Genomic DNA, 13,270 nt, shown 5'->3' with positions numbered 1-13,270 from the left:
GGTGGCTTATTATATCTGAAGAATGTAAATTTGATTATTATAATCAATTAATAGTCGCTATTCATTTACAATGAAGCGTTAGCGCTTTATTGCCACAACCGTAATATATTTAATAAGACCTTTTTCGTATTTATCTAATTTAACTTCAGCAATTTCTGACATTAAAGCCGCAATTGTCTTGGGCAGTGTTGTTTTAAAGTCTACTTTATCTAATCGACAAGCATTAATGACGTTTTCGGTCATATCTTCAGCATATAAAATATCCATGCCAGGAATTAAATTCTGTTTAAAAGCTAAAAAATCATCATAAAGCTTCTCATCCGGGAAAAATATATCGGTATAGAGAAAGAAGCCTCCAGGTTTAAGTTTATCACTAACTTGGCGATAAAATTGATTGATATTTGAGTAACAATGCGATGATTCAACATTAAAGATAATATCAATACTGTTGTCTTCAATATTTAAGGCACATGCGTCGCCCTCCATATAGTGCAGACCTTCTATTTTGTGAGTGTTAGCACAAAAAGTTACTTGATTTTTATTTAGGTCAACGCCTGTTGCTTGTTTTGGATTATAATATTTTTTAACAAAAGCTAAGCCACCGCCACGTCCACTTCCTATTTCTAAAATCGATTTATCGGTTAGGACTTCGCTTAAACCAAGCTTGAATGCTTGAATTAGCATGTTGTTGTAAAGCGATATTTGATGTTTCCATTTTTTATCAATGTCATCTAATAAAATTTCACATGGAGCGAAGCCATGATTCATAAAAATAAGCGCTTCTTCATCTTGTATATCTTTTAATATACTGTCATAAGTTTTAATGACGTCATTATTATGTCGTTCTACCGGGGAAAGTACTTTTATAGTCAAGGGTAAAATCTGCCATGTTTTCTTCAGAGTTTTGATATTACCGCAATCTAATAAAAAATAACACTTCAAGATGTTACTCATAAATAAATACAGATAGGTTATTAAACATTAACAATCTGCTTACTTTCAATGCCAAAGCAATGAGTTACTTATTTAATGAAATAAAACGTTATAGACGTCTATACGTTTAGATGTTGACATAGCTATAAATACACGTACCATCAAATACTCATATTTATATAAAAGTTAATACGTGAAATTAGAGAACAAAGTGTTCATGCTTGTTTGACATTATTTGATTAGGTAAACGCTATGCCCATTAAAATTCCAGATTTATTACCTGCTTTGTCTATTTTAGGTGAAGAAAATATTTTTGTAATGTCTGAGCGTAGAGCGGCAAGTCAAGAAATTCGCCCAATGAAAGTCGCTATTCTCAATCTAATGCCTAATAAAATTGAAACAGAAGTTCAAATATTACGGGTATTGTCTAATACACCTTTACAAATAAATGTTGATTTTGTACGTATTCACGCCAATGAATCCAAACATACGCCGAAAGAGCACTTAGATAATTTTTACCGTCTCTTTGATGACATTAAGAATACGCAATACGATGGCTTAATTATAACCGGTGCACCATTGGCGTTAATGGAATACGAAAAAGTAACTTTCTGGGATAAAATTTGTGAAATATTTGATTGGGCTGAAGAAAATGTCACCTCAACAATGTTTTCTTGTTGGGCTGCTCATGCCGCTCTATATCATCACTATGGATTACGACGACATTTAAGAAAAGAAAAATTATCCGGTGTTTTTAAACATAGCCCCATCGACCAAAAAGAACAGCTTACCCGCGGCTTTGAAGAATTTTTTAATGTCCCACACTCACGATTTGGATATATTGATAAATCTGATTACCTCTCAATTCCTGAATTAAAGATTATTGCTGAATCTCCTCAAGCAGGGGTTTACGTGGTCGCGAGCAAAAATAAACAGCAGGTCTATTTAACCGGTCATCCAGAATATGACTCAACCACACTAGATGAAGAGTTTCAACGTGACCTTAAAGCCGATATTAACGCAGTTATGCCCAATAATTACTATATTAATGATGACATAACAAAAGTGCCACACAGTTCATGGCGTAGTCATGCCAGTTTGTTATTTACTAATTGGTTAAACTATTATGTCTATCAGATCACACCGTACAAGCTAGACGCAACAAATATTAAAGCAATACACCCAGATGCAGAAATATAAACAGTGTCGGATATATTTAGCCATTAAATTAAGTTTGAAAGTAAAAGTAGAGAAATCGTATGAAAAAATCAGCATCATTTAGTCGTCTTGAGCAACAAATACAAAAAAGAATTCTTATTTTAGATGGTGCTATGGGGACGATGATCCAAGCCTATAAATTTGAAGAACAAGATTATCGAGGTGAACAATTTGCTGATTGGCATCTTGATGTCAAAGGCAATAATGACATGTTAGTGCTAACCCAGCCCGAGGTAATTAAAGCTATTCACTATGAATACCTTGAAGCGGGTGCTGATATTCTTGAAACGAATACTTTTAATGCCACGACGATTGCGATGGCAGATTACGATATGCAGTCTTACAGTGCGGCAATCAATTTAGCGGCGGCACAAATAGCCCGTGCTGCAGCGGATGAATTTACCGCTAAAAACCCTGATAAGCCTCGGTTTGTTGCCGGCGTTTTAGGGCCAACGAATAGAACATGTTCTATTTCTCCCGATGTTAACGATCCTGCTTATCGTAATGTGACTTTTGATCAATTAAAAGATGCCTACATAGAATCAACGAAAGCACTGATTGAAGGTGGCTCAGATATTATTCTTATTGAGACTATCTTTGATACCTTAAATGCTAAAGCGGCTATTTTTGCGGTTGAAACTGTTTTTGATGAATTGCAGTTACGTTTACCTGTAATGGTCTCGGGTACCATTACTGATGCCTCAGGCAGAACATTGTCTGGGCAAACCACCGAAGCTTTTTATAATTCATTGCGCCATGCGAAACCTATTTCATTTGGTTTGAACTGTGCATTAGGTCCGGTTGAACTAAGACAGTATGTGGCAGAATTGAGTCGAATATCAGATTTTGCTGTTTCAGCTCATCCTAATGCAGGCTTGCCTAATGCCTTTGGTGAATACGATTTCAGCGTCGAAGATATGAATGTTCATGTCAATGAGTGGGCTGAATCGGGATTCCTTAACATTATTGGCGGTTGTTGTGGTACAACGCCGGCGCATATAAAAGGTATGGCCGATGCGGTTGCCAATGTAAAACCTAGGAAGATCACCGCAAGGAAAATTGCTTGTCGTTTGTCTGGGCTTGAAGCGTTAACCCTAGATGAAACTTCATTGTTTGTTAATGTTGGTGAACGAACCAATGTTACGGGCTCTGCTGTATTTAAGCGCTTAATTACCGAAGAAAATTACGAACAAGCGGTCGCAGTTGCCCTACAACAAGTCGCCAATGGCGCGCAAATTATAGATATAAATATGGATGAAGGCATGCTTGATTCAAAAGCGGCGATGATCCGTTATTTGAATTTAATCGCCGGTGAACCTGATATCGCGAAAGTGCCGATTATGCTTGATTCTTCTAAATGGGATATTTTAGAAGAAGGCTTGAAATGTATTCAGGGTAAAGGGGTTGTTAACTCAATCAGCTTGAAAGAAGGCGAAGAAAACTTCCGTAAACAAGCTGAACTTTTACGCCGTTATGGTGCGGCTGTTATTGTTATGGCCTTCGATGAGCAAGGTCAAGCAGATACACGGGTACGTAAGTATGAAATATGTAAACGTGCTTATGAAATCTTAGTCAATGAAATAGGTTTTCCTGCAGAAGACATTATCTTTGATCCGAATATTTTTGCGGTAGCCACTGGTATTGAAGAGCATAATAACTATGCGGTAGATTTTATTGAAGCGGTTGCGGATATAAAAGAAAACCTGCCTCATGCGATGATTTCTGGTGGTGTTTCTAACGTGTCATTTTCATTTCGTGGTAATAACCCAGTACGTGAAGCGATTCATGCGGTGTTTTTATATCACGCAATAAAAAATGGTATGGACATGGGCATTGTAAATGCAGGTCAGTTAGCTATTTATTCAGATATTCCTGACGATCTCCGCCTTGCTGTTGAAGATGTTATACAAAATAGTGATGACGACGCAACAGAACGCTTACTTGATGTGGCTGAATCTTATCGCGGGCAAGCGGGAAGCAAAAATAATAAGGCTGATTTAACGTGGCGTGAGCTACCGATTAAAGAGCGTTTAGAATACTCTTTGGTTAAAGGCATTAATGAATTTATTGTCGAAGATACTGAAGCAGCAAGGCTAGTGGCTGAACGACCTCTTGATGTTATTGAAGGACCATTAATGGATGGTATGAATATCGTTGGCGATTTATTTGGCGCAGGCGAAATGTTTCTGCCACAAGTGGTAAAATCAGCCCGAGTGATGAAACAAGCTGTTGCTCATTTAAATCCATTTATCGAAGCTGAAAAAACTGAAATAAAATCAAACGGTAAAATTTTACTGGCAACGGTAAAAGGTGATGTCCACGATATTGGTAAAAATATAGTCGGAGTTGTTTTACAATGTAACAACTACGAAATTATTGATTTAGGTGTCATGGTTTCTTGTGATGATATCTTGCGCGTGGCGAAAGCCGAAAAGGTCGATGTGGTTGGATTATCAGGTTTGATAACACCGTCACTTGATGAAATGGTGCATGTTGCTAAAGAAATGAAACGTCTTAATTTTGACTTGCCATTACTCATTGGTGGCGCGACAACATCAAAAGCTCATACTGCCGTTAAAATAGAACAACAATATCAACATCCGGTGATATATGTACCTAATGCGTCGCGTTCAGTTTCAGTCGTTAGTACCTTACTTTCAGATGATAGTGATAAACGTGCGGCATTTTTAGCGCGTCAAGACGATGAATATGTGCGGGTGCGAGAGCGTCATTATAAAAAAGGACCACGTTCAAGCTTAATATCACTAGAAGATGCACGCGCCAATGCTGCGCCAATAAGTTTTGAAAACTATACCCCTAAAATACCCAATAAACTTGGTGTTACGGTACTTGATGATCTTGATTTAAATGTCATTCGAAACTACATCGATTGGACGCCATTTTTCATGACTTGGCAGTTATCAGGCAAATATCCGCTTATTTTACGACACGAAGTGGTCGGCGAAGAGGCAACTAATCTATTTAATGATGCTAATGCTTTATTAGACGATATTATTAACAGTAAAAAGTTAACCGCAAAAGCGGTTTTTGGTCTGTTTCCTGCTCATCGTCAACAAGATGATTTAATTTTATTTGCAGATGAAAACCGAGATAAGCAATTGATGAAATTACATCAATTACGTCAACAAAGTAAAAAGCCAGCAGGGCAGTTTAACCGTTGTTTGGCTGATTATATCGCCGATAAAACGTCGGGTATTAAAGATTATGTTGGTGCTTTCGCGGTATCTGCAGGTTATGGTTGTGATGACCTAGTGAAGGAGTTCGCCGCTCAACATGATGACTACAATAGTATTTTAGTTAAAGCGGTTGCCGACCGATTAGCAGAAGCGAGTGCTGAATATCTCCATGAAAAAATTCGCAAAGAATACTGGGGATATGCCCCACAAGAGTCGCTTGCTAATGACGATTTAATTCGCGAAAAATATCAAGGTATTAGACCTGCGCCCGGTTATCCTGCCTGTCCAGAGCATACTGAAAAAGGTTTGTTGTGGGAACTACTCAATGTTGAAGAAAACATCGGCATGGAGCTCACCTCAAGTTTTGCCATGTGGCCTGGAGCCGCGGTTAGTGGTTGGTACTTTGCTCACCCAGAATCAAAATACTTTGCGGTCGCTAAAGTCGCTAAAGACCAAGTGATTAATTATGCTACTCGCAAAGGGATGACATTGCCACAAGCAGAGCGTTGGCTGTCAGCTAACTTGGATTATGAACCTGAGTAATTAATAGAGCCATTATCATTTAGTTTATACGGCAACGGCCTTAAATCTCTGTAAAGTAGCTTTAAGGCCGTTGTTCATTTGACTACTGAATGTTAAACGACGAGATGACCTGTGTTGCGTATTAAAAGGTTCTTTCAATAAACCAATAAATAGCGATAACGGCAATAAGCGCACTTAACGGTATCACCACGTATTGTCTATATTGAGGTTTTTTAGCAAACCAGCGCGTCGCTAATAAAGCCAAGGCAACGACCATTATTTGACCCAACTCAACGCCAATATTAAATGAAATTAAGCTACTGACATACTCACTCTTGGGTAAGCCCAGTTCAACAAGTACTGCTGCAAACCCTAAACCGTGCAGTAAACCAAAAGCAAAAATAATGGATAAGCGCCACTTTGTCAGTTTGTGATAAAAAATATTCTCAATAGCCACGTAAGCAATTGATAAGGCAATAAGCGGCTCTACAATGCTGCTAGGTAGGTTGATAATACCAAATATACCTAAAGCTAGCGTAATGGTATGGGCAAGAGTAAAGGCACTTACCTGCCAGAGCAGTGTTGATGTCTTCGTGGCTAATAAAAATAGCGCGAGCACAAAAAGAATATGATCAAGCCCTTGCGGCAGAATATGTACAAACCCCTGATAGATATACTCAACAATATTAAGCAGCTTAATTTCGGCTGTTGAAAGTTTACGTACGCCACCCTTGATATCATCAATAGAAAAGTGATGGCTGTTCTGGCCGGATAGCACTAAAGATTTCTCTGAACGGCTGACTGTTAATAAGACATCCCCTAAGATGGGCGAAAATATCAAGGCTGCGTTGTTACTTTTTTGTGGCAATTGACCCTGCGACAATAGCTTAATGGTTTTAGTCGGTGAGTTAGCGCGGAGTCTTGCTTTTAATTCAAATACCGTTAGCCCTGAAAAAGGGGCAACAAGCACACTTTCTTCATCAATAATAAAAGCGCTTTGTTGATTTATTATTTGCAATATTTTTGAGAGTAATTGCTTTGTTTCAATTAAAGAGAGGTTTTTTAGATGATTAATTAAATCTGTCTCATCTACTGATGATTTTTGATGACTTTTAATGACATGTAAAACATCAATATCGATACTAAGTTGGTAGTTATTCTCTACAAGTAATTTAAGCTCTGCTTGGTTAACTTCATTGGTGTGAGCATTCACTAGTGCAGGTGATAAAAGTAGTAATAGGGCAAAAGTTGTTTGTAAAAGGCGCGTAATCATAAAAGTAATATCAGCTAGTCATTGATAAAAAATAAAGCGACAAATTAACGTATTTAGCATGAAATTAACAGTGGTCAAATTATTATTTCAGTATTGAACTATTAACTTAAAAGCTTATACTGTATTTACATACAGTTTGGGTTGCCCATAGCGATAATACGCTATATTTTTTCACAACGAAATAAGGGACTTTTGATAAACATGATTACTATAATTAAAACATGACTCAAAGCCGAAAAATAATACATATAGATATGGACTGTTTCTATGCAGCGGTTGAAATGCGAGACAATGAGTCTTTACGTAATGTGCCACTTGCGGTCGGTGGTACAGGGCCCCGAAGCGTCTTATGTACGTGTAATTACCAAGCAAGAAAATTTGGTGTTCGCTCTGCAATGCCAACAATTAAGGCGATGCAACTTTGCCCTGAGCTAGTTATTGTTTCAGGCAGAATGGCTGTTTACCAAGAAGTTTCTGCACAAATAAGGGCGATATTTCAACGTTACACTCAGTTGATTGAACCATTGTCGCTTGATGAAGCCTTTCTAGATGTTACCGGTAACAAAGCGTTTAACGGCAGTGCGACGCTCATTGCGGAGCAAATACGTCGTGATATTTTTAATGAACTCAACCTAACCGCCTCGGCAGGTGTTGCCCCTAATAAATTTATCGCTAAAATTGCCAGTGATGAAAACAAACCTAATGGTCAATGTGTTGTTACGCCCGCAGACGTTAGTGGTTTCGTTGAAAATTTACCGTTGAAAAAAATCCCGGGTATTGGCCCTAAAACCGCACAAAAGTTATTGGGTTACGGCTTTTCGTCATGTGCAGATATACGAGCAAGTGCTGTCGCCGTATTAACACCTATTGTCGGCAAGTTTGCGCCTGCATTGTATCAACGTAGTTTTGGTATTGATCATCGCCAATTAGAAACCGACAGAGTAAGAAAATCATTAGCGATAGAAACCACTTTTTCTCAAGACTTGTCTTGTGAAAAAGAGTGCGAAAGTGCCGTTGAACTTCTATACCAGAAGCTTTTATTACGGTTAGAAAAGCATCAGCACATGATGATAAGCAAACAAGGTGTAAAGCTTAAGTTTAATGATTTTACGCAAACGACAGTAGAACAGCAGAGCCAGCGTTGTGATGAAAGCACATTTAAGCAACTACTCGTTAAAGCGCTTTTACGCAGTCAATCTAGGGGGATTCGTTTAATTGGCTTAACGTTAGGTTTTGCTCATCATGATGTGAAAGAAATAAAACAACTGTCTCTGAGTTGGTAAGTAATAGATAAAATAGTGAATGTAGCTTAAGTAAGTGCTTACTTGCTACGCATCGATTTTTTATTTTTCTGCTTATTTTTTTTTGATTATTTCTTTAATCGCTAATTCTAACCGTGGATCGGTACTATTTGAACTGGTTGATTTGAAAACAACTTGTCCACTTCGATTGATAAAAAATGTTGTTGGTGTACCTTTTACGTCATATAACTTGGCAACTTTTTCACCTTCAACACCGGTAATAAATTGATAACCTCGTTGAGTAATCGAGTCTTGTGGTTTTGCTCCTTCATCTTCACTAAAACTAATAGCAACAATCTCAATGCCGGTATTTTTATACTTTTCAGTTAGCTCAACTAATTTAGGCTGCAATTTTTTACAATAAGGGCACCATGTCGCCCAAAAGTGCAAAATCACTGGTTTTCCCTGATAGTCAGCTAAAGAAATACTTGTACCCGCTTGAGTTAATAGTATCCAAGTGGGTGCTTTGGCACTTATGTCGTCATTTGCTTGAGCATTAAAAGTAAACAAGCTGATCAGTATAATAAAAATCGATAAAGCTGTTTTCATGAATAAACCTTTCGTATTAAATGATGAGTTATCTTAATAACTTTTTATTAGACCGCTATAAGTTGAAATACTTTTCAATTTTTATTAAAAAAAAGCCTATCGCAATGGATAGGCTTTATGAGATTTTAGCGTCAATCAAGGATTAACTTAAAAGTATTATAAACCTAAAACTTTTTTACCTTGCTTAAACGTAATATCAACTGGAATATTAGCGGCTTCAATGCGAGCTAAGTCTTCGGCTAAATTAGCTTTTATAACACCACTTTTTGCAACAAGTGCTGCAACACTGTCATAATCGCCATTACCTTGTAAGGTTAAAATTAATTCAGATAACGAATCAATAGCTGCTGTCATTTTATCTATATTGACAGAATATAAACCTTCTGCGTTACGGGTAAATGCCTCTTGTTCGGCGAAATAATTAAAGCGTACCATATTTGCTTTACCATGAGCAGACGACGCGCCAAAGCGTACTGAACGGAAAATACCCGCTAAGAAGGTTGTGTAATAATCTTGCAAAGTGCCTTCTTCAATGACGCCTTTAATCAATAATTGACGGATCATATAAAGGCCAAGAATATCAGCTTTACCTTCTTCTAATGCTGAGGCGAGTTCCTTTAATGATTCTCTTACCGTACCTTTATTATTAATGGTGTTTTTAATACCTAAACCGTGAGCAACTTCATGAAACATAGTATTAGCAAAGAAAGCGGTGAATGTTACATTTTCTCGCTGTTCAGGCACAATGAGCGTGCTTGCTATAGGGAGCATGATAGTATCAAATTTAGCCTGCATCGCATTTTTAAGCTGTAAACGACGCGTTCCTTTCTCTAATTGCACTACTTCGTCATTGGGCAGATTAATTGCAATTGTTTTGCTACCCGCATTCGAATGCCCTGCATAGTAAATAACGTCGTAGGCATTTAAGTCTGCATCTGAGCCCGGAATTTCTTTCTTATATGCTTTCTTAACAGGTAAGCCTTTTTGCAACTCTGGTAAATACTCAGCATATTTAGCGAGCTTTGCACTCCAAGCCAAATCTTTAATCAACACATAAGATTCAAAAGCTGTTCTCGAGCCATGCAGTAGATCTTCATAGGTTTCAATGGGGCCAATAACGACATCGATTGGATTGTTTTTCATATCCATCCAAGCAAAATCAGAGGCTTGAAAGTCATCATGACGCATAGCAGTGGCACGTAAATTTAAGTAATGTGCAAACTCTTTGTCATCAGCAAGGCTTGATGCTTTTTCTAAAATAGCGGCAATGCGATTAATACTGTCGCTATAGAGTTCGGAATATGCAACAGAGGTTAACTGACCATCACTGTTGCGTTGGACCACTGAATATAAGCCGTCTTTATCTTCAAAGTCTGTTTTCTCAAATTCTTCTTTAGTTAAATCACTTGGATAAAATTCTGCACCAAGTGCTTTTGCCTCATACCCAGAAAGAAAAGGTTTGTCGCCGTCTAATCTATCCCATGGACCATAATTGATACGGGCGAATTCACGAGCTTTTTCATCTTCGATACTCGCAAGGAAAGTCTCTTTGTCTTCACCAAAGGCCTGTTGCCAGAAAAGTTCATCAATAATATCTGAAGCTTCAATCAGTAGAACAATCATTTGTTTTTGGTTTTCAGACAGGTGACTTAAGTCAGCACTAAGCGTTACCGTTTTATAAATGTCTAAGCGACTTTGTGCTTCTACTAATAAAGTAGGAGCAGGATTTTGCGTATTATTATTTTCACTACAAGCGCTTAAAAGGCTAGTGGCAAGCAAAAGGCCAGTAGCTAATTTTGTTAGTTTCATTTTTTATTCTCACGTTGTTTTGTATATTCATGATGTAATTATTATATATAACGAGGAGAGGTTAACAAAAATGGCAAGATGCGCAAGATTTTACTGATTAGAAATTTGATAAGACTTAAAGATCATGTTTTATTTTAGAAGGGAGAAAGCTAAATTAACGGCAAAAAAAAACCAGCATAAGCTGGTTTTTAAATTCAATAACAAAAATTAAAGCGCTTTAATTGCAGCGTTTAAACGACTCTTACTACGAGCGGCTTTATTTTTGTGAATAAGACCTTTGCTTGCAAAACGATCTAAAATCGGTTGTGCAACAGCAAATTCTTTAGATGCTGTGTCTTTGTCACCAGCTTCAATTGCAGCGAGTACTTTTTTAAATAACGTGCGCATCATCGAACGACGACTTGCATTATGTTGACGGCGTTTTTCTGATTGAACCGCGCGTTTCTTCGCCTGCTTTGAATTAGCCAAGGTGAACTCCTAAAATATGATTGTATATATAGCCTAAATTTAAGGCGAGGAAATATGCCTTTTTTTAGCTCGATTGTCAAACCTTTTACCGGTTTAATTTACTTAATAACGATGGATTTACCATTATATAATAATTATCATTATTGGTTACTAAATAATGCAGGTATTTTACCTGTTATTTTCGGGATTTTAAATAGATTAAAAACTTCTTTGCATTTACTTGTTTATAACCAGTAAAAAGCTGCATAATATTAATGAGAAATTACATCTTGCAAAATCATTGTTTTCATCAATTTATTGGAGCTATTCGTTGAGTAAAAAGTTAATAAAATCAGGTCTGATAGTGAGTTTTATGACTTTGGTTTCTCGTGTGCTCGGTTTGGTTCGAGATGTTGTTATCGCCAATATTATTGGTGCGGGCTTGGCATCAGATGTTTTTTTCTTTGCTAACAAAATCCCCAGTTTTTTCAGGCGATTGTTTGCTGAAGGGGCCTTTGCACAAGCTTTTGTCCCCGTGTTGAGTGAATATCATACGAAAGACGAGCAAGCCAGTATTGGTGTTAGTGAAGGCGAAACACGAAAACTCATTGGGCAAGTTTCAGGTACTTTAGGGGTCATCATTACCTTAGTGACACTATTTGGTATGGTTGCCTCACCACTTTTTGTTATATTGTTTGGCTATGGCTGGTTTGTTGACTGGCTTAACGATGGCCCTAAAGCACAGCAGTTTGAATTAGCATCTACCTTACTTAAAATTACTTTTCCCTATTTATGGTTTGTTAGTTTTACGGCCCTTGCTGGCGCGGTGTTAAATACCTTTGGCAAATTTGCTGTTTCGTCATTCACTCCCGTATTACTCAATGTTTGTATTATTGGTTGTGCAATCTATCTATCACCATTTTTTGAAAATCCTGCTTATGCATTAGCTTGGGGTGTTTTTTTGGGTGGTTTAGCTCAGTTTTTATTTCAAATTCCATTTTTGATTAAAGCGGGGGTCTTTGTTAAGCCAAAATGGGCATGGCATGAGCCAGGCGTAACAAAAATACGCAAGCTTATTGTACCTGCCTTATTCGGTGTCTCGGTGACACAAATTAATTTACTGCTTGATACTGTCATCGCGACTATTTTAGTAACAGGCTCTATCAGTTGGCTTTATTATGCCGACCGATTATTAGAATTTCCGTTGGGATTATTTGGTATTGGTATTGCGACAGTCATTCTTCCAAGTTTGGCAAAACTTCATACTAAGAAAAATAACCAAGAGTTTAGCGATACGATTACTTGGGGATTAAAAATTGTTTCGCTATTTGGTTGGCCTGCACTTGCTGGCTTAATGGTGTTAGCTCAGCCTATTATTATGATTTTATTTATGCGTGGTGAGTTTTTAGAAGCAACGGTATTAAAGGTGTCTTATGCCTTGTTTGCTTACCTTTCTGGATTAATAAGCTTTATGTTTATTAAGATATTAGCGCCCGCCTATTATGCCCGACAAGATACAAAAACGCCGGTAAAAATAGGTATTAAAGCAATGGTTGCTAATATGGTTTTCAACTTGATGTTGGCACCTTTTTTTGGTTATGTGGGTTTAGCGATAGCTACGGCGATGTCGGCAACCTTAAATGCGCTGATGCTTTATCATGGCTTGAAAAAGAACAATGTTTTTGAACTGTCGAAAGCCAGTTGGTGGTTTTTTGCTCGACTTGTTTTCTCCGCGGGCATAATGGCTGGAGTGCTTTATGGGTTGTCGCCACCGTTTAAAGGGTGGTTAGCCATGAGTACCGCTATGCAAATTCAACAATTACTTATTTGTATTTCTTTGGGTATGCTGAGTTACTTTATTTCTATTGCTGCATTAGGAATACGAGTGAAAGATTTCAAAGTTCAAGCAGACGTAAAAATAAATTGATGAAATTGCGTTCAAGTGCTGATTCTTAAGCTTGAGTAATATATAATTTATCGGTTTATATTCTTCAATGGCGACACTTGCAAAGTAATGTAAG

General features: G+C 37.5%; 9 protein-coding genes. 4 read left to right on the top strand and 5 right to left on the bottom strand.

Features of this window, described 5'->3' with window-relative positions; all coding sequences use genetic code 11:
* Positions 1-78 precede the first annotated feature (78 nt).
* Positions 79-873 carry a class I SAM-dependent methyltransferase gene (locus H4J52_RS06715; RefSeq protein WP_182181653.1) on the bottom strand — a complete coding sequence of 265 codons (795 nt, stop codon included), beginning with the start codon at positions 871-873 and terminating at the stop codon, positions 79-81.
* Positions 874-1,185: 312 nt separating this feature from the next.
* On the opposite strand from H4J52_RS06715, the gene metA reads away from it, so the two are divergent.
* Together metA and metH are read left to right on the top strand one after the other, a co-directional pair.
* Positions 1,186-2,133: a homoserine O-succinyltransferase gene (metA, locus tag H4J52_RS06710; protein WP_182181652.1), complete on the top strand. Its 948-nt coding sequence runs from the start codon at positions 1,186-1,188 to the stop codon at positions 2,131-2,133.
* A 59-nt stretch (positions 2,134-2,192) separates the two neighbouring features.
* Positions 2,193-5,891, top strand: coding sequence for a methionine synthase (metH, locus tag H4J52_RS06705; protein ID WP_182181651.1), 3,699 nt, complete (start codon positions 2,193-2,195; stop codon positions 5,889-5,891).
* 121 nt (positions 5,892-6,012) lie between these two features.
* Here metH and H4J52_RS06700 read toward each other — a convergent pair whose 3' ends face one another.
* Positions 6,013-7,143, bottom strand: coding sequence for a HupE/UreJ family protein (locus H4J52_RS06700; protein WP_182224396.1), 1,131 nt, complete (start codon positions 7,141-7,143; stop codon positions 6,013-6,015).
* A gap of 221 nt (positions 7,144-7,364) precedes the next feature.
* Here H4J52_RS06700 and dinB point away from each other — a divergent pair, with 221 nt between their 5' ends.
* On the top strand, positions 7,365-8,426 hold the full coding sequence (gene dinB / locus H4J52_RS06695; protein WP_182224395.1) for a DNA polymerase IV: 1,062 nt from the start codon (positions 7,365-7,367) through the stop codon (positions 8,424-8,426).
* A gap of 72 nt (positions 8,427-8,498) precedes the next feature.
* Here the strand turns inward: dinB and H4J52_RS06690 are convergent, their stop codons facing one another.
* The 3 genes from H4J52_RS06690 to rpsT form a co-directional block, all read right to left on the bottom strand.
* Positions 8,499-8,993: a peroxiredoxin gene (locus H4J52_RS06690; RefSeq protein WP_182181621.1), complete on the bottom strand. Its 495-nt coding sequence runs from the start codon at positions 8,991-8,993 to the stop codon at positions 8,499-8,501.
* Positions 8,994-9,149: 156 nt separating this feature from the next.
* Entirely contained in the window at positions 9,150-10,802 is a 1,653-nt protein-coding gene (locus tag H4J52_RS06685) for a dipeptidyl-peptidase 3 family protein (RefSeq protein WP_182181620.1), read from the bottom strand.
* 207 nt (positions 10,803-11,009) lie between these two features.
* Positions 11,010-11,270 (bottom strand): 30S ribosomal protein S20, encoded by a 261-nt coding sequence (rpsT, locus tag H4J52_RS06680; protein ID WP_182181619.1) that lies wholly within the window; start codon positions 11,268-11,270, stop codon positions 11,010-11,012.
* A 310-nt stretch (positions 11,271-11,580) separates the two neighbouring features.
* On the opposite strand from rpsT, the gene murJ reads away from it, so the two are divergent.
* Positions 11,581-13,176 (top strand): murein biosynthesis integral membrane protein MurJ, encoded by a 1,596-nt coding sequence (murJ, locus tag H4J52_RS06675; RefSeq protein ID WP_182181618.1) that lies wholly within the window; start codon positions 11,581-11,583, stop codon positions 13,174-13,176.
* Positions 13,177-13,270 lie beyond the last annotated feature (94 nt).

This window comes from Colwellia sp. MB02u-14 (assembly GCF_014076915.1).
Classification (GTDB): Bacteria; Pseudomonadota; Gammaproteobacteria; order Enterobacterales; family Alteromonadaceae; genus Colwellia_A.
This window is presented reverse-complemented; position numbering and strand designations above follow the sequence as displayed.

Bases quoted from the DNA above. Each gene is read 5' to 3' on its own strand.
- metA (WP_182181652.1), top strand. From the start codon at position 1,186: ATGCCCATTAAAATTCCAGATTTATTACCTGCTTTGTCTATTTTAGGT.
- metH (WP_182181651.1), top strand. From the start codon at position 2,193: ATGAAAAAATCAGCATCATTTAGTCGTCTTGAGCAACAAATACAAAAA.
- H4J52_RS06700 (WP_182224396.1), bottom strand. From the start codon at position 7,143: ATGATTACGCGCCTTTTACAAACAACTTTTGCCCTATTACTACTTTTA.
- dinB (WP_182224395.1), top strand. From the start codon at position 7,365: ATGACTCAAAGCCGAAAAATAATACATATAGATATGGACTGTTTCTAT.
- H4J52_RS06690 (WP_182181621.1), bottom strand. From the start codon at position 8,993: ATGAAAACAGCTTTATCGATTTTTATTATACTGATCAGCTTGTTTACT.
- H4J52_RS06685 (WP_182181620.1), bottom strand. From the start codon at position 10,802: ATGAAACTAACAAAATTAGCTACTGGCCTTTTGCTTGCCACTAGCCTT.